The 23032-nt window shown below is 72.7% G+C and carries 28 protein-coding genes and 1 pseudogene; 12 read left to right on the forward strand and 17 right to left on the reverse strand.

The annotated features are described in order from the left end of the window. The first annotated feature begins 17 nt into the window (after nt 1-17). Nucleotides 18-269, forward strand: coding sequence for a DUF5133 domain-containing protein (locus K4G64_RS07430; RefSeq protein ID WP_221755228.1), 252 nt, complete (start codon nt 18-20; stop codon nt 267-269). Nucleotides 270-317: 48 nt separating this feature from the next. On the opposite strand, the gene K4G64_RS07435 is transcribed toward K4G64_RS07430, so the two are convergent. After that, a complete protein-coding gene (locus K4G64_RS07435) occupies nt 318-1289 on the reverse strand; it encodes a GlxA family transcriptional regulator (protein WP_221755229.1) in 972 nt (323 codons plus the stop codon). 184 nt (nt 1290-1473) lie between these two features. Between K4G64_RS07435 and K4G64_RS07440 the strand changes: the two genes are divergently transcribed. Together K4G64_RS07440 and K4G64_RS07445 are read left to right on the forward strand one after the other, a co-directional pair. Continuing rightward, nucleotides 1474-1926, forward strand: coding sequence for a DUF2269 family protein (locus K4G64_RS07440; RefSeq protein ID WP_221755230.1), 453 nt, complete (start codon nt 1474-1476; stop codon nt 1924-1926). 140 nt (nt 1927-2066) lie between these two features. Next, nucleotides 2067-2270 (forward strand): hypothetical protein, encoded by a 204-nt coding sequence (locus K4G64_RS07445; RefSeq protein ID WP_221755231.1) that lies wholly within the window; start codon nt 2067-2069, stop codon nt 2268-2270. Between the two features lie 37 nt (nt 2271-2307). Here K4G64_RS07445 and tgmB read toward each other — a convergent pair whose 3' ends face one another. From tgmB to K4G64_RS07460, 3 genes are all read right to left on the reverse strand, one after another. Then, nucleotides 2308-3291, reverse strand: coding sequence for an ATP-grasp ribosomal peptide maturase (gene tgmB, locus K4G64_RS07450; RefSeq protein ID WP_221755232.1), 984 nt, complete (start codon nt 3289-3291; stop codon nt 2308-2310). Between the two features lie 16 nt (nt 3292-3307). Next, on the reverse strand, nt 3308-3499 hold the full coding sequence (tgmA, locus tag K4G64_RS07455; protein WP_053673313.1) for a putative ATP-grasp-modified RiPP: 192 nt from the start codon (nt 3497-3499) through the stop codon (nt 3308-3310). A 119-nt stretch (nt 3500-3618) separates the two neighbouring features. Beyond that, nucleotides 3619-3942, reverse strand: coding sequence for a YkvA family protein (locus K4G64_RS07460; protein WP_221755233.1), 324 nt, complete (start codon nt 3940-3942; stop codon nt 3619-3621). Nucleotides 3943-4186: 244 nt separating this feature from the next. On the opposite strand from K4G64_RS07460, the gene K4G64_RS07465 reads away from it, so the two are divergent. Beyond that, nucleotides 4187-5425, forward strand: coding sequence for a hypothetical protein (locus K4G64_RS07465; protein WP_221755234.1), 1239 nt, complete (start codon nt 4187-4189; stop codon nt 5423-5425). Nucleotides 5426-5453: 28 nt separating this feature from the next. Next, nucleotides 5454-5870 carry a hypothetical protein gene (locus K4G64_RS07470; RefSeq protein ID WP_221755235.1) on the forward strand — a complete coding sequence of 139 codons (417 nt, stop codon included), beginning with the start codon at nt 5454-5456 and terminating at the stop codon, nt 5868-5870. Between the two features lie 134 nt (nt 5871-6004). On the opposite strand, the gene K4G64_RS07475 is transcribed toward K4G64_RS07470, so the two are convergent. From K4G64_RS07475 to K4G64_RS07495, 5 genes are all read right to left on the reverse strand, one after another. Beyond that, the gene (locus K4G64_RS07475) at nt 6005-8107 is read right to left on the reverse strand and encodes a xanthine dehydrogenase family protein molybdopterin-binding subunit (RefSeq protein ID WP_221755236.1); all 2103 of its coding nucleotides are present in this window, start codon (nt 8105-8107) and stop codon (nt 6005-6007) included. Further along, a complete protein-coding gene (locus K4G64_RS07480; protein WP_221755237.1) occupies nt 8104-9108 on the reverse strand; it encodes a xanthine dehydrogenase family protein subunit M in 1005 nt (334 codons plus the stop codon). Before K4G64_RS07480 ends, K4G64_RS07475 begins: the two co-directional genes overlap by 4 nt. Next, nucleotides 9105-9635 (reverse strand): (2Fe-2S)-binding protein, encoded by a 531-nt coding sequence (locus tag K4G64_RS07485; RefSeq protein WP_221755238.1) that lies wholly within the window; start codon nt 9633-9635, stop codon nt 9105-9107. Before K4G64_RS07485 ends, K4G64_RS07480 begins: the two co-directional genes overlap by 4 nt. 92 nt (nt 9636-9727) lie before the next feature. After that, entirely contained in the window at nt 9728-10915 is a 1188-nt protein-coding gene (locus K4G64_RS07490; RefSeq protein WP_221755239.1) for a hypothetical protein, read from the reverse strand. Nucleotides 10916-11394: 479 nt separating this feature from the next. Then, entirely contained in the window at nt 11395-11547 is a 153-nt protein-coding gene (locus K4G64_RS07495; RefSeq protein ID WP_260460124.1) for a hypothetical protein, read from the reverse strand. A 200-nt stretch (nt 11548-11747) separates the two neighbouring features. Between K4G64_RS07495 and K4G64_RS07500 the strand changes: the two genes are divergently transcribed. After that, nucleotides 11748-12194 carry an ATP-binding protein gene (locus K4G64_RS07500; protein ID WP_221755240.1) on the forward strand — a complete coding sequence of 149 codons (447 nt, stop codon included), beginning with the start codon at nt 11748-11750 and terminating at the stop codon, nt 12192-12194. A gap of 43 nt (nt 12195-12237) precedes the next feature. Further along, a complete protein-coding gene (locus K4G64_RS07505) occupies nt 12238-12600 on the forward strand; it encodes a hypothetical protein (RefSeq protein WP_221755241.1) in 363 nt (120 codons plus the stop codon). 55 nt (nt 12601-12655) lie between these two features. Here the strand turns inward: K4G64_RS07505 and ppk2 are convergent, their stop codons facing one another. The 3 genes from ppk2 to K4G64_RS07520 form a co-directional block, all read right to left on the reverse strand. Then, nucleotides 12656-13612 (reverse strand): polyphosphate kinase 2, encoded by a 957-nt coding sequence (gene ppk2, locus K4G64_RS07510; RefSeq protein ID WP_221755242.1) that lies wholly within the window; start codon nt 13610-13612, stop codon nt 12656-12658. A gap of 110 nt (nt 13613-13722) precedes the next feature. After that, nucleotides 13723-14451, reverse strand: a complete 729-nt coding sequence (locus K4G64_RS07515; RefSeq protein ID WP_221755253.1) for an SDR family NAD(P)-dependent oxidoreductase — start codon at nt 14449-14451, stop codon at nt 13723-13725. 59 nt (nt 14452-14510) lie between these two features. Then, nucleotides 14511-14894 (reverse strand): hypothetical protein, encoded by a 384-nt coding sequence (locus K4G64_RS07520; RefSeq protein WP_221755243.1) that lies wholly within the window; start codon nt 14892-14894, stop codon nt 14511-14513. A gap of 186 nt (nt 14895-15080) precedes the next feature. On the opposite strand from K4G64_RS07520, the gene K4G64_RS07525 reads away from it, so the two are divergent. Further along, nucleotides 15081-16205, forward strand: coding sequence for a sulfite oxidase (locus tag K4G64_RS07525; protein WP_221755244.1), 1125 nt, complete (start codon nt 15081-15083; stop codon nt 16203-16205). On the opposite strand, the gene K4G64_RS07530 is transcribed toward K4G64_RS07525, so the two are convergent. From K4G64_RS07530 to K4G64_RS07540, 3 genes are all read right to left on the reverse strand, one after another. Beyond that, nucleotides 16199-16366: a hypothetical protein gene (locus tag K4G64_RS07530; protein ID WP_221755256.1), complete on the reverse strand. Its 168-nt coding sequence runs from the start codon at nt 16364-16366 to the stop codon at nt 16199-16201. The genes K4G64_RS07525 and K4G64_RS07530 overlap by 7 nt on opposite strands. Nucleotides 16367-16406: 40 nt before the next feature. Next, nucleotides 16407-16805: a hypothetical protein gene (locus K4G64_RS07535; RefSeq protein WP_221755245.1), complete on the reverse strand. Its 399-nt coding sequence runs from the start codon at nt 16803-16805 to the stop codon at nt 16407-16409. A 132-nt stretch (nt 16806-16937) separates the two neighbouring features. Then, a complete protein-coding gene (locus K4G64_RS07540) occupies nt 16938-17882 on the reverse strand; it encodes an MIP/aquaporin family protein (RefSeq protein WP_221755246.1) in 945 nt (314 codons plus the stop codon). Nucleotides 17883-18259: 377 nt separating this feature from the next. On the opposite strand from K4G64_RS07540, the gene K4G64_RS07545 reads away from it, so the two are divergent. Continuing rightward, complete coding sequence (locus tag K4G64_RS07545; RefSeq protein WP_221755254.1) at nt 18260-18967, forward strand: GNAT family N-acetyltransferase; 708 nt, start codon at nt 18260-18262, stop codon at nt 18965-18967. Nucleotides 18968-19047: 80 nt separating this feature from the next. Here K4G64_RS07545 and K4G64_RS07550 read toward each other — a convergent pair whose 3' ends face one another. Further along, nucleotides 19048-20079, reverse strand: coding sequence for a trans-acting enoyl reductase family protein (locus K4G64_RS07550; RefSeq protein ID WP_221755247.1), 1032 nt, complete (start codon nt 20077-20079; stop codon nt 19048-19050). 101 nt (nt 20080-20180) lie between these two features. Between K4G64_RS07550 and K4G64_RS07555 the strand changes: the two genes are divergently transcribed. After that, nucleotides 20181-21125 (forward strand): helix-turn-helix domain-containing protein, encoded by a 945-nt coding sequence (locus tag K4G64_RS07555; RefSeq protein ID WP_221755248.1) that lies wholly within the window; start codon nt 20181-20183, stop codon nt 21123-21125. Between the two features lie 11 nt (nt 21126-21136). Here K4G64_RS07555 and K4G64_RS07560 read toward each other — a convergent pair whose 3' ends face one another. Beyond that, nucleotides 21137-21796 carry a 1,4-alpha-glucan branching protein gene (locus K4G64_RS07560; RefSeq protein WP_221755249.1) on the reverse strand — a complete coding sequence of 220 codons (660 nt, stop codon included), beginning with the start codon at nt 21794-21796 and terminating at the stop codon, nt 21137-21139. Nucleotides 21797-21950: 154 nt separating this feature from the next. On the opposite strand from K4G64_RS07560, the gene K4G64_RS07565 reads away from it, so the two are divergent. Continuing rightward, entirely contained in the window at nt 21951-22571 is a 621-nt protein-coding gene (locus K4G64_RS07565) for a dihydrofolate reductase family protein (protein ID WP_221755250.1), read from the forward strand. A gap of 78 nt (nt 22572-22649) precedes the next feature. Further along, nucleotides 22650-22958 (forward strand): annotated as a pseudogene (locus K4G64_RS07570) (carbon starvation protein A); the annotation flags it as partial. Nucleotides 22959-23032: the final 74 nt, after the last annotated feature.

Below are 23032 nucleotides of genomic sequence, written 5' to 3' on the forward strand. Positions count from 1 at the left end.
AGAGAGAGGGGCGCTACGTGCTTGTACCGGACCGGAAGATCGTCAGGGAGTTGCTGACGCGGTACGCGTCGCTGAGGATCGCTCAGTCGGAGAGGCACGTGCCGACGGCGGCACGCGAACTGGAGGACGTCAGCTACACGCTGTGCGTGATGATGGGGACGTCCGACATCAGCGACGCCATTGCGAAGGCGGACGTCCTGCTGCTCACCGAGGGGCGGCCCGATGCCGCCGAGGCGGGCGGCGACAACGGCCTGACGCTGGTCGGCTGACGGATGTGAGGCCCGGCACAGACCGGGCGGCGCGCGCCTCGGCGGCCCCTAGGCAGGGGCCGCCGAGGCGTCCGTCCGCCCGTGGAACGCCGCCCGGTAGGCGTACGGCGTGGTGCCCACTACCTTGCGGAACCGCTCCCGGAACGCGGTCGGCGAGCCGAACCCGGCCTGGCACGCGATCCGTTCGACGGGGTGGTCGGAGCTCTCCAAGAGGAACTGGGCGCGCCGCACCCGCGCCCGCAGCAGCCACTGCAACGGCGTGGTGCCGGTCTGCTCGCGAAAGCGCCGGCTGAAGGTCCGCTCGCTCATTCCCGCCCGTGCGGCCAGCGCGCCCAGCGTCACCTCGCGCGCCAGGTTGTCCTCGATCCACTCCAGCAGCGGTTCCAGGGCCGAGCCCCGGGGGACCGGCGGATGCTCGTGCACGATGAACTGGGCCTGTCCGCCCTCGCGTTCCAGCGGCATGACCGACATCCGCGCGATGTTCGCGGCTACGGCCGACCCCAAGTCCCGGCGGATCATGTGCAGGCACAGATCCAGCGCGGCGGCGGCCCCGGCCGAGGTGAGGATCTGCCCGTTGTCGACGTACAACACGTCCGGCGCCACCTCGACCCGCGGGAAGCGGCGGGCCAGTTCACCGGCGGCCACCCAGTGCGTGGTGGCGCGCAGGCCGTCCAGAAGCCCCGCCTCCGCCAGCACGAAGGCACCGACGCACACCGACGCGATCCGGGTCCCGGCCTCGGCCGCCTCCCGCAGGGCCGCCAGCACCCGGGCGGACGGCGGTGCGGCGTCGGGGGAGCAGCCGGGCACGATGACGGTGTCCGCCTCGGCCAGCGCCTCCAGCCCCCGCTCGATACGCAGGGTGAGGCCGCCGTCCGCGCGCACCTCGGGTGCCTCGGCGCACAACCGGACCCGGTAGGCGGGCCGCCCGTCCGGCAGACGGGTCCAGGCGAACGTCTGCTGGGGCGCCGCCATGTCGAACGGCACGACGTGATCGAGAACCAGGATCGCCACGGAGTGCATGACGGCAACCCTAGGCGACTTCCCGCCACCCTTGTGAAGTGGGCACAGGGCAGCCCGGAAGGGGAGAGCGCAGGTCGGGCCGGATGGCGAGAACCCGTTGGAAGCTGTCGTTCCAGCCCATGGGCGCATCCGCGGGTGCGACCTAGCGTGGGCGCCGTCGACCGCATTCACGGAAAGAGCCCCGGTGACCAAGATCCTGCTGTCCCTCCATGTCCTGGCCGCCATCGTCGCCATCGGTCCCGTGACCGTCGCGGCCAGCATGTTCCCGCCCGCCGCGCGCCGCACGACCCCCTCGGACGGCGTCGGCACCCCGGCCCTCCTGCACCGCATCTGCCGCGTCTACGCCGGTGTCGGGCTGAGCGTCCCGGTCCTCGGGCTCGCCACCGCGGCCGCGATGGGCGTCCTCGGCAGCGGATGGCTCATCACCTCCATCGCCCTGACCGCCGCGGCCGCCGGCATCCTGATGGCCTTCGTCCTGCCCCGCCAGGAGGAACTCCTCGACCGGCTGAAGGAAGAGCGGGCTCCCGACCACCGGGACACCGTGCAACTCGCCATGTTCACCGGCGTCTTCAACCTGCTCTGGGCCACGGTCACCGTCCTGATGATCGTCCGGCCGGGTTCCACGACCGGAGCCTGAACGACCCCGCCCCCGCCTGTCACGGATGTCCGGTCTGCGTCAAGTCATCCCAAGGAATTCACACTCCGGGACACCGCGCCGCCTACACTCGCAGTCTCGCCCCCATCACGGGGCCGACGAGCAGAAAGGCACGTTGACGGGTGTTCCAGGATTCCCCCATCTACGACCGACTCATCGCGGAGCGCGGTGACGTACCCGCCCAGGTGCGCCGCGAGGCCGAACGTGTGAGCAGGGAACTGGAGCTGGTCATGCGGCCCTCACAGTCCCTCGGCTACGACCGTCCGCACTCCCCGGGCCAGGGCTGGCAGCGCGCGGGCATGCTCCCCGGCCCGCGCCCGCAGTGAACCACCAGTCGGGCCCGGGATCGCCGGGCCCGGTCACTCAACGGACCTTCGTGTGGGACCCGTTGACATGGGACGGCTGCACCGGCACCGGCCGGGCCAGCCACTCAGCGATGGTCCGGGCGATCGGCTGACCCGTCTCCACCTCGACGAACCCGAACTGCCCCGACTGGTTGCACTCCAGGAACCACCAGGTCCCGTCGGAGTCCTCCACGAAGTCGAAAGCCCCGTAGGCCAGTCCGGCCTCCCGCAGATAGGCCAGTACGCCCGGCGCGATGCGGGACGGCACGTCGACCGGGACCCACGGCGAGCCGGGCGCGGCGAATCGCACGTCGACCTCGTCCGGGTCCGCGTCGTCCGCGGTCGCCTTGCGGGCCGCCAGCATCCGCTCGCCCACGACGGTGAGCCGGATGTCGGCCCGCTTGGTGATCCGCCGTTGCAGCAGCGTCGGCCCGAACGCGACGGCCGAGAAGTCCGTGTCCGGCGCGACCCGGCTGGTCGGCACGGCCCGGGGCGGGTCCTGCGGATGCGCGCCCGACACCGGCTTGACCACCAACTCCGGGTAACGCTCGGCGAACTCGCGGGCGGCGCGCGGGAAGGTCGTGATCAGCGTCGCGGGCACGGGCAGTCCGCATCTCTGGGCATGGCGCAGCTGCCACGGCTTGTGCCGGGCCCGGCGCGCCGCGTCGGGGTCGTTCATCCAGCGCGCGTCCGAGCCGCGCAGCATGCCGTAGAGCGCCTGGGCGGCCTCCTCGGTCAGCCACGCGGACGGCTGGGCCGCCCGTGCGGCCGGGACACCGGGCCGGCGCACCCACACGGACCGGAGCCCCCCGATGCTCACCAGCCGCCCCCCGGCGGACAGATGGCCTCGGAACCGGCCGTGCACGTACTCCCCCGAGAGTGCGACGCCACCGGTCAGGTCCGCGGGATCGACCCGGACCACCGGAACCCCCGTCGCGTTCAGGTGTACGACCACCATGTCCGCGGTGACGTCCTCCTCGCAGGTGAGGATCAGTACGGTCATCGTCGGCGGCCCGCGGTCAGTCGTCGAAGTGCGTCTTGGAGCCGGCGGTGGACGTCGTGGTGCCGAACTCTCTCAACAGGGCGAAGTCGCAGGCCGCGACCCGTCCGTCGCGGAGCACGTTCAACTGCAGTCCGGCGTCGTACACGTACGGAATGGCAGCTTCCAACTCCACTGCCGGGCGCGCGTAGTTGAGCGCGAACGGTTGCATCGTCTCTCCCTCGTCGGTACTGCGCCGATCAGGCCAGGGCCCGGGGGCGGGGCCGCCCGGTTCGCCGGCCTGTTTCGGCTTCCAGAGACTTATACGAATCGAACGGGTGGTTGGTTTCCTTACTTTCCGTAGTCATCGGCCAGTTGCCGGTCCGGCCGGTGTGCCGTACTGCGCTCCCGTTCGCCGAGGGAGCCGCGGACAGTGCGCAGAGCGAGCAGCAGAACGCCGACGTCGTCCAGGTACACCGGGTCGGGCACCAGGTCGACGGGCAGCACGAGGTAGAGCACCGCGCCCCAGAAGACCCAGCGCGGGCCCGTGGGCAGTCCCGCGCGCCGCAGATCGCGGCGGGTGCGGACCAGCCGCACCAGGACGACGACGGCGACGACGAGGACGAAGACCGCGAGAACCGCGGCCAGAATGATCACCTTGGTGGTCGTATCCACGGGTTGCCCTCCTCCTGGCATGCCGCGACACGGGGTGTCCTTAGCTGGATTCCCTTTTCCGGCGGCTGTATTGCGGCCGGGGCCCGATATGTCGGCGAGTCGGCGCATTTTCCGTACGGGTGGTCATCCCGCTGGCTCACCCGAGTGGCACGGGGTGACGGGGCGCCGAGTAATGGTCAGCGTAACGTCGCTCGTCACACGACGGGGGCGCAGGAGCGGCCGCACTCTCCCCATGGAGGCGAGTATGACCACCTGCTCTTCATCACCCCGCTCGAACGAACCTGCCATATCCAACGAGCCGAACGGGTCCGCCCAGCCGTCCGCCGAGACGACCGTCGCCACCGGCACACACCAGGTGGAGCAGACGAGCGCGCAGCCCGCCGCCGGCCCGTACGAGACGTACGAGGCGAACCCCACGGCGCACTCCGAGCCCGCCGTCGCCGGTTCCCACCAGGCCGACCGGGCGGACGCCGAGCCCATGGCCCTCGGCTCCCACCCGGCGGCCGGGGCGGGAGTGCGACCGGCCGCGCCGGAGCCGGACCCGGCCGGCGCGCGGCCCGTACCGCCCGCCGAGGACTGGCTGGATCCCGCGGAGGCACGGCCCGCCGCTCCCGCCATGGACCGGCCGGAGCTCGCGCAGGATGCTGCCGTTCCCGCTCACGTGACCACCACCGCCGGCCCGGACGAGGCCGATTCTTCCGCCGGACCCGCCGACCATGTGACCAACGCCACCCCGGAGGACGTCGTTCCGGAGGGCGCCGGCCCGGCGGGCGAAGTTCCGGAGGGCGCCGTTCCGGAGGGTGCCGTCGCGTCGTCCGGGTCCGACCCTGACGACGCCGGCCGGCCGGGCGCGCGACCGTTCGTCATCCGGTCGCTCGACGACAACCCGGTGGAGCTCCGGCCCGGCACCGGCCCGGCCTCCGGCGCACCCTACGGCGACGCCGTCAGCGACCTGGTGCACGCCGCCGTGGCCGACCGGCCGTTGGAGGAGGTCGTCGACCTCATCGTCTCGCTGGAGGAGACGCCCGACCACACGCAGGCGAGGGTCGACGCGCTCCGCACCGCGGGGGTGTCCCGGTCCGTGGAGGACGTGTCCCGGATGATCGCCCTGCTGACGAAGCCCCCGCGCGACGCCGACTGCGCCGACGAGGCGATCCGGGCCGCGGCCGCCCACCGGCCGGCGGAGGAAGTGACCCGGCTGGTGACCCTGCTGCACAAGGAGCCGCAGGAGCCCCACGTCCGCGAGGAGGCACTGCGCGCGGCCGCCACCGGCCGGGTCCGTCGGGGAGCTGGTCGAGCTGATCGACCGGCTCGGCCTGGAGCGGCTGGACCGCAACGGCCGTCGCGCCAACGGGACATCGGGCCCCGAGGGCGAGACCGCGAAGCCCGAGACGCCCGGCCGACTGGGCAAGCGCCGTGCGGCACGCGCGGGTTCGGTCCACGCGACCCACCCCACCCCCGACGACTCACCCAAGGAGCGTGAGCCGGCGACGGACCGGTACGCCCGGTCCGTGTCCTGGTCGGGATGGCTCGCAGCCCTGGCCCTCGCCGTGTGCGCGGTCGTTCACTTCCCGCTGCAGCGCGGCGACGCGTCCCTGAGGCTGCACGCGTTCGCCCTCGGCCTGTCGGTGCTGTGCACGGTGCTGGCCCTGCTGCTGGCGCTGCGCCCCGTGGCGCTGGTGCTGGCCGGGGCGGTGCTGGTGCCCACGGTGCTGGCCGGGGCCCAGGCCTACGGCGGTTCCTTCCCGTCGGTGTCCCTGTCCCGTGCCGTCGACCTGGCGCTCGCCCCGCCGTGGCTGGCCGCCGCGGTCGCCGGGTGCGCGGCTCTGCTGGCCCTCGTCGCCCTGGACTTCCGGGTGCTGGCGCCCATCGCCGCCCGGCAGTGGGAGGCCGCGTCGGCGTCCGAGGCCCACGGCACGGCGGAGTGAGGTCCGGAGCAGTCCCGCCGGATGGACCGGAGCAACCCCTCCGGATGGACCGGAGCAACCTCTCCGAGTGGACCGGATCGAGCCGCTGTCGTCGGCCGGTCCCGGTCCACTCATGACCGCAGCAGGCGGGTCGCCTACCGTGCCCCGGAATCGATCAGCCCGGTCAGCACCCGGTCGGGTGTGAGCGGGAGTTCACGGAAGCGGACGCCCGAGGCGTGGTGCACGGCGTTGCCGATCGCCGCGGCCGACCCGACGATGCCGATCTCCCCGATCCCCTTGCTGCCCATGGGGTTGAGGTGGGAGTCCTCCTCGTCGACCCAGTGCGCCTCGATCTCGGTGACGTCGGCGTGCGCGGGCACGTGGTACGAGGCCAGATCCGACTCGGTAAAATCACCGAACGCGGCGTCCATGGTGCTGCCCTCGGTCAGCGCCATGCCCAGGCCCATCGTCATGCCGCCCACGAACTGGGAGCGCGCCGTACGGGCGTTGAGGATGCGGCCCGCCGCGTACACCCCCAGGAGCCGCCGGACCCGGACCTCGCCGGTGACCGTGTCCACCGCGACCTCGGCGAAGTGCGCCCCGAAGGCGTGCCGCGCGAAGTCGCTCTCGGCGTCCGCGGTGCCCTTTGTGTCGGCACGGACGTCGATGCCCCGCTCGGGCAGCGGCCCGGCGTGCTCGGCCAGTCGCCGGGCCAGCCGGGCGCAGGCGTCGTGCACCGCCCAGCCCCAGGAGGCGGTGCCGGAGGAGTCGCCGGCGAGCGGCGCCGGCGGGAGTTCCGTGCTGCCGACCTCGATCCGTACCCGTTCCAGCGGCACCCCGAGGGCGTCCGCGCCGATCTGCGCGAGCACGGTCCGGGCGCCCGTCCCGATGTCCGTGGCGTTGATGCGCACCAGGAACGTCCCGTCGGGCAGCGCGCGGGCCGCCGCAGTGGAGGGGCTCACCATGACCGGGTAGCTCGCCGCCGCCACGCCGGTCCCCAGCAGCAGGGGCCCGTCCCGGCGCGTGCCCGGGCGGGGATCGCGCCCGTCCCACCCGAAACGCCGGGAGCCTTCGCGCAGACAATCGATCAGGTGCATGCTGCTGAACGGCTTGCCGCTGTCGGGCTCGACGTCGGGCTCGTTGCGGACGCGGAGCTCGATCGGGTCCATGCCGAGTTCGCCGGCGAGCTCGTCCATGGCGGACTCCAGCGCGTACATCCCCGGAGCCTGGCCCGGCGCCCGCATCCACGACGGCGACGGCACGTCGAGCGCCGCGACCCGGTGCACCGTACGACGGTGGGGAGCGGCGTACATCACCCGCGCGGGCACCGCCGCGTGCTCCACGTACTCCTTGATGCGGGAGGTGTGCGTGGTGACCTCGTGCACGAGGGCCGTGAGACGGCCGTGCTCGTCGGCTCCGAGTCGCAGCCGGTGGAGGGTCGGGGCGCGGTGCCCCACGACGGCCGGCAGGTAGCGGCGCGGCAGAGCGACCGTCACCGGCCGCCCGGTCTCCCGTGCCGCCATCGCGGCGAGCACCACGTCGGGCCGTGGCGTGCCCTTGGATCCAAAACCGCCGCCCACGTGCTCGGCGGTGACGACGATCCGCTCCTCGGGCAGGTCGAACAGCCCGGCGAGCGCGACCCGCACGGCACCGGTGCCCTGGCTGGAGGTGTGCACGAGGAGCCGGCCGTCCTCCCAGCGGGCGGTGCTGGTGTGCGGCTCCATGGGGTGGTTGTGCAGAGGGGGCACCCGGTAGGCGACGTCGACCCGGGCGGCCGAGGATCCGAACGCACCGTCCGGATCGCCCTGCTCACGGACGGCCGGCTGACCCCCGCTCACCTCCTCCGGCACGTACACGCCCGGGTGCGAGGCGGTGAGGACCACATCGTGCGCCTCGGCGTCGTAGGTGACGCGAACGGCGCCGGCACCGGCCCGGGCGGCCTCCAGGGTCTCGGCCACCACCAGGGCCACGAACCAGCCGCGGTGCGGAACCCGAGCACTCTGCAACACGTCGAGCGTGGGATCGTTCGACCCGGCGAGGCGCGGCGTGTTCTCGTGGGTGAGGACGGTGAGGACACCGGGCACGGCCAGGGCGGCCGCTGTGTCGACACCGGTCACCCGGCCCCGGGCCACACTCGCCGGCACCGGCCACGCCTGAGCCCGGTCGGGGGAGTGGAACTCGGCGGCGTAGCGGGCGGTGCCACTGACCTTTCTCCCCCCCTCCCGGCGCTCGACGGGGGCTCCCACGCTGCCGGTCATGAGGCCCTCCTGGTGAGCGAGGTGTCCGTGAGCCGGGACAGCACGTCCACGGCGAGATTGCGGGCGAGCGGCACCTTGTAGGCGTTGTCCCGCAGGGGCTGTGCCTCGGACAGTTCGAGTTCGGCGGCGTGCTCGAACGCCGCGCGGGTCGGGGCCGCGCCCAGCAGCGCCTCCTCCGCTCGCCGTGCCCGCCACGGCCGGTGCGCCAGCGCCCCGAAGGCGAGCCCCGCATGGCCGACGACCCCGTCCTCCAGGCGCAGCACGACCGCGACGGACGCGAGCGCGAAGGCGTACGAGGCCCGGTCGCGGGCCTTGCGGTACGCCGACGGCAGCCCGGCCGTGGCAGCGGGCAGCACCACACCGGTGATCAGCTCGCCGGGACGGATCTCGGTGTCCTGCTCGGGCCGGTCCCCGGGCAGCCGGTGGAAGTCCGTCGCCGCGACACTCCGGGCACCCTCGGGCCCGTCCAGCTCGACACGCCCGTCGAGGGCGGCAAGCGCCACCGCCATGTCCGACGGATGGGTGGCGATGCACTGTGCGGAGTGCCCGAGCACCGCGTGATCACGGTGGACACCGTCCCGCGCACCGCAGCCGCTGCCCGGCTCGCGCTTGTTGCACGGCTTCGACAGGTCCTGGAAGTACGGGCACCGCGTGCGCTGGAGCAGGTTCCCGCCGGTCGTCGCCACGTTGCGCAACTGCCCGGAGGCACCCGCGAGCACCGCCTGCGACAGCGCCGGGTACCGGTCGCGGACGAGAGGGTGGGCGGCGAGGTCGCTGTTGTGGACCATCGCCCCGACGCGCAGCGCGCCGTCGGGCAGTTCCTCGACCGCGTCCAGGGGCAGCCGGGTGACGTCGATGAGGGCGGTGGGCGCCTCGACGCCGAGCTTCATCAGGTCGACGAGGTTGGTGCCGCCCCCGAGGTAGCGGGCGCCGGCGTGGGAGGCGTACGCGGAGGTCGCCTCCTCGACGCTGCCGGCGCGGACGTAGGCGAACTCCTTCACGGGATCACGTCCTCCACGGCCTCGGCGATCCGCGGATACGCACCGCACCGGCACAGGTTGCCGCTCAGCCGCTCCCGGATCTCCTCCCGGTTCAGGTGAACCGGCTCGCCCGAGGGCGCCGCCGGATCGGTGACGTGCGAGGGGTGACCGGCCGCGGCCTCGGCGAGGGCGCCGGCCGCGGAGCAGATCTGGCCCGGGGTGCAGTAGCCGCACTGGAACGCGTCGCGCTCCAGGAAGGCCCGCTGCAGCGGATGCGGCTCCTCGCCGTCGCCGGACAGGCCCTCGATGGTGGTCACCTCACAGCCGTCGAGGGCGACCGCGAACAGCAGGCAGCTGTTGACGCGCCGCCCGTCCAGCAGGACCGTGCAGGCGCCGCACTGGCCGTGGTCGCAGCCCTTCTTGGCGCCCGTGAGCTCGAGTTCCTCCCGCAGGAGGTCCAGCAGGACCCGCCGGTGGTCGACGGTGAGCGTGTGGGGTTTGCCGTTGACGCGGAGCGTGGTCCGCGAGTGGTGCCGATGATTGCCCATGTCGTGGTCGACCTTCCCGGGCGGGCCGTGATGCCGTACGGACCGCGTATCCAGGACGGCACGACTGACACGTGCGCCCCACGAGGAGGGAGCTACTGCTCCGAGGTCACGCGCTGGTCGTCGGTGCTCCGTCCCTCGCTCGTCGCCTCGCCCTTTTCGTCGTTCTTCTTCTGGTCACCGGCCGGAGCCGCGGGACGCTTGACCTTGAAGCGTTCGAACGTCCGTGTGAGCTGCTGGAGCGGGGACACGGCGGCCGGACCCGAGGGCTGGCTTCCGGCGGGAGCGGCCCGGGCGGACTCCTGGTAGACGGCCAAGGCCTCGTGGGCACTCTCGGCCGCCTCCCGGTACAGGTCACGGGATTTCGTCATGGCCTCCAGCGCCTCGGCGTACATCGCCACCAGACCGCGCTGGCGGTCCAGCTCCTCCTGGAGCGTCAGCAGGTGCCAGTCCTCCCGCAGCGCGGTGAGGGCGTCCTTGGCGCCGTCGGGCAGGGGCCGAGGGAGTGCGGCGAACCGCGTCACCGCGTCGACGAGATCGGCCGGCTCGGAGCCGTCGAGGAAGACGGCACGGACCGAGAAGTCCCGGGCGTCGTAGCCCTCCGGCGCCGGAACGCCCGGCAGGACCACCGCGCCACCGCGCGGCACCTCGACGCCGCTGTCCCGCAGGGCCCAGTTCAGGCCGCGCAGCTGCTGCGGGGCCGCGTGATGCTCCACGACACGGTGGCGCAGGCCCGGCGGGAGCCACCGCGCCACCGGCGTACGCCCCCGGTCGTCGGTGGTCATCGCCTCGTGGACGACCACGTGGATGTGCCACCCTCCGCGCACGGCGCTTCTGAGCAGGCGGCGGATCTCCCTGTCGTCCTGGGGCAGGGGGTTGATCTTCCCCAGGGCCAGACGCGTGGCGGCGTCCTGGTCCCAGGCGATGTCGGGGTCCTCCGGCCAGAACAGGCCGACGGGGGAGGGCCATGCGTGGTCCCACGGCTGCTCGGCCTCCGCGACCAGCAGCCACTCCTGCCCGTCCCCCTCGCCCGGGCCGGGCTTCAGGCTCAGCCGGGCGCGTACGGTCACGTCGTCACCGACCCGCCAGCGGGCCTCGAAGACCCTTTCCCCCGGGGCGGTTTCGTCTTCGGGCAGCTCCAGGAAGTCGTCGATGGCCCGGCTGTCCTTGCGCTGCTGCAGGGCGCGCCGGAGAACGTCTTCCGCGGATCCCGGGGCGTGGCGGCCGCGCGCCGGCCACACCGTGTCGGGAGTCATGGGGCGAACGGTGAGGGAGGTCTGCATGGGTCCATCTGTAAGCGGGGGTACGTGCGCCTGCCAGTATCGTCGCCGCAGGCCGACGGGTGCTACCCGGGGTCGCACCCGGCTGCGGGCGCCGGTGACGTAGGTGTCTACCACCCTTCACCGCCCCGGCCGTCGCTCCTTGTGGCGCGCACGCCCGTTTCGTCTTCCGTCCCGCCGTCGCTCATGCGCACCGCCTACCCGTGCCGGGCTGCGTCATGTGGCGCCAGGGGGGTGATGTGCGACGACGCAGCGGCGCGACGCGGCAGTCGGCAGTGCCCCGGTGCGCCGGCGGGTGTGACGTGCGGGATGTGCGCCACGCACGCGGGGTGTGCGCGCCGCGCGCACATCCGCGGATCTCACGCGTGGTCCGCCCGCAACCCGGTCCCGACAATGGTGCGCACGAGCAGGGCCCGCCCACCATCCGCATCGGGGCGGGTCCTGCTCGCTCCGCGTGTGCGGCGAGGCCGCCCACACCCTTCTCATGCGCCGAGCGCGGTCCGCACCGCGTCGGCCTTCTCCTCGGTGAACACCCCGGTGTCGAGAAGGGAGAGCACCGACAGGACGGTGCCGCGCGAGCCCCAGCTGCCCTCGTCGATCACCCGGAAGGTCACCCACCAGAAGCTGGAGTTCATGCGCGTCACGAACGGCGTCCGCGCAGACGGTTCCCCGCCTTCCGGGCCCGGCCGGTTCTCCAGGCCCCTGACGATCGGCGCGAGGCGGTCCGTGCCCGGCGGCGACGGCGGCGACGTGCGGCCCATGCCTGTCGAGGCCGCGGCGGGGTACCCGGCTGAGCACGAGTTCGTCTGGGACGGAGTAGAGGGGACCGGGGGCAGTGGCGGTGAAGGCGATGGGGTGGGCGCACTCTTTTCGTATGTCCGAAGGGGTGCGCGCAGGGCGGGAGTGGACGCGCAGCCGTCTCCAGACCCTGCCCTGGGCGGCTGCCGAGCCGGACACGGTGGACGCCGTCGTGCTGGCAGTGTCCGAGCTGATCACCAACGCGCACATCCATGCGCACAGTGACGCGCACCTGGTCCTCACCTGGGACGGCGACTGCCTTCATGTCAGCGTCCACGACGAGGACCCGACGCTGCCGCGCCGGCGTGATCCGGAGCCGGGTGAGGTCTCCGGGCGCGGAGTGGCGATCGTGAGCAGGCTCGCCGACGAGTGGGAGATGAGGTGCCAGCGGCACGGCAAGACGGTGACGGCATGCTTCCGTCCCGCCGACCCCGCGGCTGATGCCGAGGCGGACACGGGCCGCCGGGGCGGCAGCAGCAGTTGAGTCCCGCTCACCGTCGAGGCCCGCTCCCCGAAGGAGAAATGTCGTGTACCTGGCAAGAGGATCGAGTGACGACGACCCCTACGTCTGGCTCTGGGTCCTGGGCGCCCTCGCCCTGTACGCATTGATCAGCTACGGACTGCAGTACCGCGCCCGCGCCCGTCGCGGTTCCGCGCACCCGGCTCATGACGCCCTGCACGACCTCAAGGACCGGGAGGACCCCCAGCCGCCCGAGAACCGCTTCGTCAGCCGTCTGATCATGCTGTGCGGAGCCGGGCTCACCGGTCTGGTCGCCTACCTGACCAGCGGCGCCGTGCGGTTCCTGACGGTCGGGCTCACCGCCGTGGTGGCCGTGGCCGTCTGGGCGTACTACGACCACCGCACGGAGACACGCGCTTCGACCCGGTGACGACGCGGACCGCGGGGCCCCTGCCGCCCGGGCGGCAGGGGCCCCGGGGCCGGCGTCAGCGGCCCTCGGGATGCTTGCCGGGCCCGCCGGCTCCGGGGGACAACGGAGTGGGGGACAGCATGGTGTCCTCCTCACCCGGCTCCAGGAGGGTGTCGGCGGCCCCCACGATGAGGGGATCGGGTGTGCCGACCGCCTCCCGGTCCTTGCTGGCATAGTCGATACGCGACAGCAGACTGCGCATGGTCTCCAGTCGGGCGCGCCGCTTGTCGTTGCTCTTGACGACCGTCCAGGGGGCGTGGGCGGCGTCGGTGGCGCGGAACATGTCCACCTTCGCCTCGGTGTAGTCGTCCCAGAGGTCCAGCGAGGCCAGGTCGGTGGGGGACAGCTTCCACTGGCGCACCGGGTCGACCTGCCGGATCGCGAAGCGGGTGCGCTGCTCGGAGCGCGACACGGAGAACCAGAACTTCACCAGCAGGATCCCGTCGTCCACCAGCATCCGCTCGAAGGCCGGGCACTGGTCGAGGAACAGCTCGTACTCGTCCTTGGAGCAGTAGCCCATCACACGTTCCACGCCGGCCCGGTTGTACCAGGAGCGGTCGAAGAAGACGATCTCCCCGGCCGTCGGCAGGTGCGCGATGTACCGCTGGAAGTACCACTGGCCCGCCTCGCGCTCGGTGGGCTTGTCCAGGGCGACCACGCGTGCGCCACGCGGGTTGAGCCGCTCGGTCAGCCGCTGGATCGTGCCGCCCTTGCCCGCCGCGTCACGCCCCTCGCACACGACGACCAGGCGTGCGCCGGTGTCCTTGACCCACCGCTGGAGCTTGAGCAGCTCTATCTGCAGGATGCGCTTGGACCGCTCGTACTCCTTGCGGCCCACCTTGCGGTCGTAGGGATGGTTCTCCCGCCACGTCCGGATGGGGCGCCCGTCCCCGTCCAGCACGATCGGCTGCTCCCGTCGGCTGGTGTCCACGGTCAGCCCGTCCAGCAGCTTGTCCGCGTCTTCGGCGCTCATCACTCGACTCCCCGTTCCTCACCCGGTGAACGGAGACACGGGTGCCCCGCCGGGACCCACCCATGTGAGATGCGAGCGCTCCGACCGGCACGGACGCCCCGGCCGGCAGCTCAGAGGGCGGTGCCCGTCTCCTCGGCCAGGGCCCGCACCAGACGGTCCTGGAACGCCTCGTCGTGGACGGCGCGATGCGGCTGCAACCTCCGGCCGTGGTACCAGTACCCGCCCGCGGTCAGGGCCTCCGGGTCGTCGCTCACCGCCAGCCACTCCTGCGTCTGGTGGCCGAGCTCCAGGTCGTCCGGCGCGTTCGGCCCGCCCATCCGCGTCGGCACCCAGCCCGGATCCACGGCGTTGCTGAGCACCCCCGGGCGCAGCCGGGCCACCGCGGCCGCCAGCGTCGTCACGAAGAGCTTGCTGTCGGCGTACGACCCCGCGCTCCGGCCCTGCCAGTCCACCCCGTCCAGTGACGACGGCCGCCCGCCGACGTGGGAGTTGCTGCTCAGGTACACCAGCCGGCGAGGCCCGCGCAGCAGCGCGGTCAGCAGGTAGGGCGCGACGATGTTGACCGGCATGACCGAGGGCCCGCTCCACACCCCGGCATTGTGGATGACGGCGTCGAGCGGCCGTGACGCGTTCAGCTCGTCGGCGACCCGCCGCACGGCGTCACGCTCGGCGAAGTCGCCCACCACGAGGTGAGCCCCACGGTCGGTCAGCTCGCCGAGCACCGCCGCCCGCTCCTGGTTCCGGGCGTGCACCACCACGTCGTGCCCCGCTGCCAGCAGCGTCTCCGCAGCGGCCCGCCCGAGCCCCTCGGCGGACCCGGTCACCAGGATCCGGCTCACCGCACCTCCCATGGACCTGCCTCCTTCCCCAGGATGCGCGTCCCGCGGCGGGACACGCCCTAGATCACACAGCCGTTCGGTCCGGGTACCCCGTCGATCCAGTTGGTGTTGTTCTCGACGTAGTAGCTGGAAATGATCCCGTACTTGGTCCAGCCCCGGGGCTGGACCATCAGCCAGTAGGGATTGCCGCCGACCGACTGGCCCGGGATCTGGCAGTACACCAGCACCTCGTCCCAGGAGTTGATCTGTCCGAGCACCGTGGGGCAGTTGGCGGTGCTCGGTGCGTGGATGCAGTTGCCCTCGTTGATGTCGCGGACGTTGACGCCGTTAGCCCACACGCCGTACCAGCCCCTGCCGTGTCCGTCGGCCGCGGCGCTCTGGGAGGCGGTGACCACGAGGGCGAGTGCTCCGGCGACGGCGAGTGCCGCGGTCGTCTTGCGCATGACGTTTCCTTTCGGTGCCGTGGCGTCGGCGCACGGGACGGTGGCCGTCTCACCGCCCCGCACCCTAGGCAGGCCCGGGGCGGAGCGGTGCCTGACATCTGTCAGGACCCCAGCCGCGAAAGAGGCGTCATGCTGGGCCGAGGGGCCGTCCGGGCGGGTCCGGCGGGGACGGACGACAATGGGGGCATGGGACGTCGCATCGCCGACGTGAGCACGCCCGCCCGACTGGCCGCCCCCGGCGAGGGCCTGGGACAGGACGAGCTGGCCCTGGCCGCCCGCAACCACGGCCTGCCGCTGGAGGCCCTGCGCCACGACGTCACCCCGCCGGGCCTGCACTACGTCCTGACGCACTACGACATCCCCTACGTCCCGGACGCGACCGCATGGCGTCTGACGGTCGGCGGCCGTGTACGGCACCCTCTGAGCCTGTCGCCGGCGCGGCTGCGTGCCTACCCGGCGGTCACCACACGCGTCACCCTGGAGTGCGCGGGCAACGGCAGGGCTCTGCTGTCACCGAGGCCGGTCAGCCAGCCGTGGCTGGTCGAGGCCGTCGGCACGGCGGAATGGACGGGGGTGCCCCTGCGGCTCCTCCTCCGGGAGGCCGGGGTGGAGTCGGACGCGGTCGACGTCGTCTTCACCGGGGCGGACCACGGAGTGGAGCGCGGTGTCGAGCAGGACTACCAGCGCAGCCTGCCCCTCGGAGTCGCGACCGGCGACGACCCCGAGGCCCTGGTCGCCTACGCGATGAACGGCGCACCCCTGCCGCCCCAGCACGGCAGTCCGCTCCGTCTCGTGGTGCCCGGGTGGTACGGGATGGCCCAGGTCAAGTGGCTGCGCGACATTACGGTCCTCGCCCTCCCCTTCACCGGCTTCCAGCAGTCCGTCGCCTACCGGATCAGGCGGGAGCCCGGGGAGGAGGGCGACCCGGTCACCCTCATCGCTCCCCGTGCGCTCCTGATCCCACCGGGCTTCCCGGACTTCATGTCCCGGACCCGGGTGGTGGCGCCTGGCACGGTCACGCTGGAAGGACGGGCCTGGTCGGGACACGCCCCGGTGACGGCGGTGGAGGTGAGCACGGACGGCGGCGCGACGTGGCGTCCGGCCGATCTCGAACCGGACCACGGCCACCGATGGGCCTGGCGCCGGTGGTCCTCCGTATGGACCGCCGCACCCGGCGACCATGTGCTGAGCGTGCGCGCCCACGACGGTTCGGGACGCACCCAGCCCACCGAACAGCCCTGGAACCGGGGTGGGTTCGCCAGCAACCTCGTCCAGCGCGTCCCGGTGTTCTGCCCGGGCCGGGCTCAGTAGCCGACGCGGAAGGTCGCGTCCTGCCGCTCGGTCGTCGTGGAGACCGGGTCGACGCGCAGGGCGTAGTCGGCGTGGCGGGCCCGGCCCGGCGAGTCGCCGCCCCCCGGCTGACACGCCCCGACCCGCCTTGCCCCGTGTCGCCGCTGAGATGAGGACGACACGCTGTTCACCCGACTGTGCGCCTCCGGCCCGGTACGGCTGTCACGCGCCGGGCCGGCTCTGGATTCGCATGCCGGGGCGGCGGCGGTGGACCGTCACGTACGACAGGCCGTTCTCGCCCGCCCGCACGCTGCGGACGCTGCCGTGCGGCAGCCAGACGAGGCTGCCGGACTCCACCGGGCAGGGCCCGGCGGCCGAGCCGAGCACGCCGTCGCCGTCCACGACGAGCAGCAGGACGTCGAGGTCGGGCTCGGCGTGGGCGTCGATGGACCCCCGGGCCGGGACGCGGACGAGGTTGGCGTCCAGTTGCCGGCCGGGCTCGGCCAGTCGCCACAGGGCGCCGGTCGATTCCGCGCCGGCCGCGACGAGCGAGCCGGTGTTGCCCAGGATCCGTGGAAGGGGAGCGTCGGCCGCGCCGGGGATCTCCTCCGGGTCAGTCATGGATCGCGCCACCATCCGATACAGGCCTGTCCTGGGCCGGTTCACCTGTCCGGCAGGCGATCCGCACCGCCCACGGCCGGACGCCCAGAGGAATCTAGCACCGGCCCTCGTCCCGCCCGTGGCCGCTACCGCTCACTCCTCGTCGGACGTGGTGGGACGCGTCCGGCCGGGCTCCGGCTGCTCGCCCTGCTGCGCGCGGGCGTGCAGCACGTCGCCGATGAACAGGTCGTAGATCAGCACGCCGATCACACCGCCGACGAGAGGCCCGACGATCGGGATCCACCAGTAGTCGCTGAACGCCCCGGCCAGGCTGCCGGGAAAGGCCAGTCCGTCCCATCCCGCCATCCAGGTGAACAGGCGCGGGCCGAAGTCGCGGGCCGGGTTGATGGCGTATCCGGCGTTCGCGCCGTAGGACATGCCGATGGCCGCCACGACGAAGCCGATCACCAACGGGCCGAGGTTCGCCTTCACGGCCGTGTTGCGCAGGTCGATGATCGCCACCACCAGCATGACCAGGAAGGCGGTGCCGACGATCTGGTCGAGCAGCGGCCCCCAGACGCCACCGCCGAAGTACGGCGCCGGGAACGTCGCGAAGATCGAGAACGTGGCGAGGGTCTTCCCGTTGGTCTTCGGCCCCCTGAAGGCGTCGTCGAAGGCGTTGATGGCGTCGTGGTAGACGGCGTAGACCAGGGCGGCCCCGGCCAGGGCGCCGAGCACCTGGGAGGCCCAGTAGGGCAGGACCTTGACCCAGGGGAACTTGCGCCGGACGGCGAAGGCCAGGGTGACCGCCGGGTTGATGTGCGCTCCGCTGACGCCACCGGCCACGTAGATGCCGAGGATCACGGCCATGCACCAGCCCCAGGTGATCAGGAGCCAGTCCCCGGCGCTGAGGAAGAAGACGAGGGGGCCCTCGGTGCGGCCCGAACCGGGCAGCGCCGCCACCGTCATCGCCACGACACCGCATCCGAAGGCGATGAGCACGAACGTCCCGAGGAACTCCGCCAGGCACTCGCCCGCCAGACCTGCGCGCCGTCTGAGCCTCGAAGGTTTCACCAGAGGCTTGATCTCCACTGCCATGTGATTTCTCCCTGGGTTCGCCGCGGTCCCGCCTGACACGCGGTAATCACGTGGTAACCCGGCGCGTAGGGTGCGGCAACCGCAGGAGACCCCCGGAGGGCTCGCTCACCCTTCCCCTGCCATGCGAGCGGGTGGCGGGTGCGCGCGTCCGGCTGGGCTCCGGCGACAGCGACTCCGCCGACGTCGATGGCGCCGAGGGGTGACGTTTGGCACCCCTCACGGCGGCGGAGCGGTCTCCCATCCCCTCCACACGTTGTGCGCGCTCCCAGCGCGCATGCCGTCGGGAGGGGCTGACTAGCATGGCGTCGGCATCCGAAGACGCCGTGCCGGTTTCCTGGCCGGTCGGCAGCGGCAGTTGGCAGGAAGGGCGCAGCACGATGACGGGGCTCAGCGACGCCGTCGCACTCGACGACCCGGTGGGCGAGTCGCTCCGCGGGCACCACGCACATCTCGCCCGGCGGCTCGGCGGCGCTCTCACCTACGTGCCAGGAGTGGCGACCTTCTGCGCTGTACCGGCCGAACCGGACGCGGAAGCATGGGCCGAGCTGGCCAAGCTGCTGGGACCGGGCGAGTTCGCCGACATGTTCAGCTGCCCGGCGACGCCGCCGTCCGACTGGGAGCCGGTCTTCGTGCTGGAGGGCCGCCAGCTGATCTGGGCCGGTGACGACGGCCCGGACCTGTCCCGTACCGCCTCCGACGCCGGCGTGGTCGAACTCGGGGCGGAGAGCGTCCCCGAGATGCTCGACCTCGTCGAGCGGACCCGCCCGGGACCCTTCTGGCCCCGGACGCATGAGCTCGGCACCTACCTCGGCATCCGTGACGGCGGTGCACTGGTGGCGATGGTGGGGGAGCGGCTGAGGCCTCCCGGGTGGACCGAGATCAGCGCCGTCTGCACCGCGCCCGAGGCACGTGGACAGGGCCATGCGATCCGCCTGCTGCGCGCGCTCATCGCACGCGTCGTCGCCCGCGGCGAGCGCCCCTTCCTGCATGTCGCCGAAGCGAACGCGGGTGCGCTCGCACTGTACGAACGGCTCGGCTTCGAGACCCGCAAGCACGTGACGTTCCGCGGATTCCGCACACCGTGAGGGGCCGGCCGGCGGAGCACCGGCCGCTCGTGGCCGACGACACCAACTCCGGGCTGCGAGCGGACTGCTCGCCACCGGCCCTACCGGACCAGCTCCACGGAAAGGTGCGAGGACAGCGCGCCGAGGAAGTCGGCCGCGTCGAAGATCTCGCCGGCTGAGGCGACGCCGACCATCCTGGTCTGCCCGGTGAGGATGCGGTGGACCGCCTCCACGGCGAGCGGCGCCGTGACGGCGTAGATGTCCTGCCCCCTCGCCACCGCACGCCGCTCCGAGCCGCCGGAGCGCACGACGACGTCGACGAGGAAGGTCTGGGCGGACCGGCCGTGCTCGTCGACGGCGGCCGGAGTCGGTGTGTCCGGGGCCGTCACGCCCCGGGCGGCCTCGGCCGTCATGTGGGTGCGCACGTCGGGGATGGACAGATGGCTGGGGATGGTGACGACGTCGGCCATGGTGAACTCCCCGATGACCGCCCGGGATCCGAGCGGTTCGGGGAAGGGCCACTGCAGGATCGTCGTCTCGTCGTGGCGGTAGTCCAGCCGCCCGTTCCGGTACACGACCCGCGCACCACCCCGCCGCTGCCGGGAGACAGCGCCCGCGGCCCGCGTCCCGTCCGTGGGCTGCCAGTCGCTCAGCGCGTAGGCGACGTGTGCCTCGTCGGCCGCGGTCCAGTCGCCCATCGCCGCTGTGGCGAGCAGGTCGCCGAGGGCGCCGAAGAACGCCATCGCCGGGACGACCACCGCTCCCGTGGCGCGGGCGCGATCCCCGAAGTGCGCGAACGTGTCCGCGTTCGCCTCGATCTCGGCCGCCACGTCGACGTACGGGACGCCGGCGCGCAGGGCCGCCTCGATCACGGGGGCCGCGGTCGTGGCGAACGGCCCGGCGGAGTTGACCACCGCCTCGGCGCCGGCCAGCGCACGGTCGAGCGATTCCGGATCGTCGACCGACGCAGGCCGCACCTCCAGTCCGGGGTGTGACGCCGCCAGCGCCTTCAGCTTGACCTCGTCGCGACCGGAGAGGACCGGGACGAACCCCCGCCTCCGCAGCTCCGCCACCACGAACCGCCCCGTGTGCCCGTACGCACCGAACACCGTCACTGCCCGACCCGCTCCCATGAGCTCTCCCCTGTGCTCGAACGATCAACTGCGGCCATCCTGGCGGCGCTGAGCACCCGATCGTGAGTGTCCGGAACGACAGGCCCCATACAATTACGGACATGACCACTGTCGCGCTCGCCGCCACCGACGGGATGCTGCACTTCGAACTCTCCCTGGCACACGAGGTGTTCGCCGCCGCCCCGGCCGGCGTGACGGGCCCCTGGTACGACCTCACCGTCTGCGGCCCCGCCGCCGTACAGGTCGGCCGGTTCAGGCTGGAGCCCGACGCAGGGCTTGACCGGCTCCGGCAGGCCGACACCGTGATCGTCCCCGGCTGGGCGGACCTCGACGAGGAACCGCCCGCGCAGCTCGTCGACGCGGTGCGCGAAGCCCATGAGGCGGGCGCACGCGTGGCCTCCCTGTGCACGGGTGCGTTCGTACTCGCCGCGGCAGGGATTCTCGACGGGCGGCGCGCCACCACGCACTGGGCGCACACCGAGGTCCTGGCCGCCCGCCACCCGCGGGTCGAGGTCGACCCGGACGTGCTCTACGTGGACAACGGCAGCGTGCTCACCTCCGCCGGCAAGGCCGCCGCCCTGGACCTGTGCCTGCACCTCGTCCGTCTCGACCTCGGCTCGTCGGTCGCCAACGCCGTCGCCCGCCGCCTGGTCGTGCCACCGCACCGGGCGGGCGGCCAGGCCCAGTTCGTCACCGCCCCGGTGCCCGAGCAGGACGACCACCCGCTCGCTGCCCTGTTCCCCTGGATCATCGAACGGCTCGACCAGCCGCTGACCGTGGAGGACCTGGCCCGCCGGGCGGGGATGAGCTCCCGTCACCTGGGCCGCCACTTCAGGGCGGTGACCGGCACGACCCCCCTTCAGTGGCTGCTGACCCAGCGGATCCGGTACGCCCAGGAACTGCTGGAGAAGACCGACGACGGCGTCGACACCATCGCGACGGCCACCGGCATGGGGACCGCCACGACGCTGCGCCGCCACTTCAACCGCACGGTCGGCGTGCCCCCGGACGCCTACCGCAGGACGTTCCGCTCACGGACTCGCTGACTCCGCAGGAGCTACGCCCGACCTGCGCCGTACAGAACGGCGAACACCCCCGCGGCGCGGGTGCCCTCCGCCGTCTCCCAGGTGCCGCTGAGGTGGCCGACGGCTCCCCGCGGCGGGAGGACCCGGCCGTCCGGAGCCGGCTGCAGGGCACGGTGCAGACGGAGGGTCGAGCCCTGCGGCGAGACCAGCGCGGTGCCTTCTGTGTCGTCCGTCGCGGTGAAGTCCCTGGGGAGGAGCCCTTCACCGGTGCAGGAGGCGACGACCTCGCGCGCGGGGGTGTCGGTGACGTTCTGGTCCTGGGCCTGTGCCCGCCCCTCGACCAGCGCCGCCAACCGGTCGGCCAGCACGGGGTCATGGCACCCGTCGTAGGCCCAGCGCTGCCCCAGCACACCATGCTCCATCGTGCCGACGAGAGCGTGCTCCGCACCTTCCAGCGGCGCGCCGCGATAGGTGAGAGGCACCAGGTAGGCCACCGGCTGGGGGCCGGAGGCGTCGGTGACCACCATGAACTCGATCCCCACCTCGCCCTGCGGATCGTCGAGCCGGAAGCCGCCCGCCTTCGCCAGCATCGGTTCGCCGGCGTCACCCCGGTACCACGGACGGGACGGCAGCCAGGACGTGAGCAGTTCCAGCTTGGTCGGCTTCAGGGTGGTGCGGTGGATGACGGCCATGCCGAAGGGTCCCTTCCCACGAGTCGTACGGGCGATCACACTGTCGCATCCGCGTGGCGTCGGCACACCGGTGGAAGGCGGGGGTCCGTGCGCGTAGGTTCCGAGACCTGACGCCGTGGTTTCCGATACCGCACGCCACGCGGAGGAGAAGGCCATGACCACGCCGACGGGCAGGGTGATCTGCGACATCACGATCTCGGTCGACGGGTATGCGGCCGGGCTCGACCAGACCGAGGAGCGGCCGTTCGGAGACGACGGCGGTGACGGCTCGGGCGCCGGGCTGCACGCCTGGATGTTCGACACACCCGACGAGAACCGGGCCGAGATCGACCGGCTGAACACGGCCGGGGCGTTCATCATGGGGCGCAACATGTTCGGCCCGGTACGGGGCGCATGGGACCGCCGGTGGAACGGCTGGTGGGGCGACGATCCGCCGTTCCATGCCCCCGTGTTCGTGCTCACCCACCACGCGCGCGAGCCGCAGCCGATGGACGGCGGTACGACGTACCACTTCGTCACCGACGGCATCGCGTCCGCCCTGGACCGGGCGCGCACGGCCGCCGGCGGCGGCGACGTCACCGTCCTCGGCGGCGCGACCACCATCAACCAGTACCTCGCCGCCGGCCTGGTCCATGAACTTCGGCTGCACATCGCGCCGCTCACCCTCGGCGCCGGCACGCGGTTGTTCGAGGGCGTCCCGCCGCCGGCACTGGAGCAGCTGACGGCACGGGCGGCGAGCCGGGTGACCCATGTGACCTACCGCGTGTCGACCTGAGCGCTCGGGAGGCCGGAGAAGATCACCCCCGGATCGGACGGCGCCTCGTTCAGCACCCACAGCCCGATCAGCGTGGCCAGTGCCGGCTGGCAGAAGATCTTCTCCGACGACCCCAAGATCGGCTTCTTCGCCCAGCGAGCGAAGTACGCCGACGCGATCGACGCGGGCCAGGTCCTCCTGCCCGCCAAGTCCCTCGACGACATGCACACCGTCGTCACCAACTCCACCGTCGACGGCGTCCTGATCGCCCTGTTCCTGCTCCTGGTCGCGGTGGTCCTGGTCAACGCGGCAGTGGTCTGCGCCCGCGCCGTCCGCTCCCCGGGCCCCCTGCCCACCACCGAGGCCCCGTACGTCGAGTCCCGCATCCTGGAGGAGGCCCGCGGATGAGGCGAGCCGCGCGCTGGGCGAGGGCGGTGCGCTGGTACCTGCGCGAGCTGACGGGCGAGTCGGAATACGACCGC

It is taken from the genome of Streptomyces sp. WAC04114 (genome assembly GCF_019733245.1).
GTDB lineage: Bacteria > Actinomycetota > Actinomycetes > Streptomycetales > Streptomycetaceae > Streptomyces > Streptomyces massasporeus_A.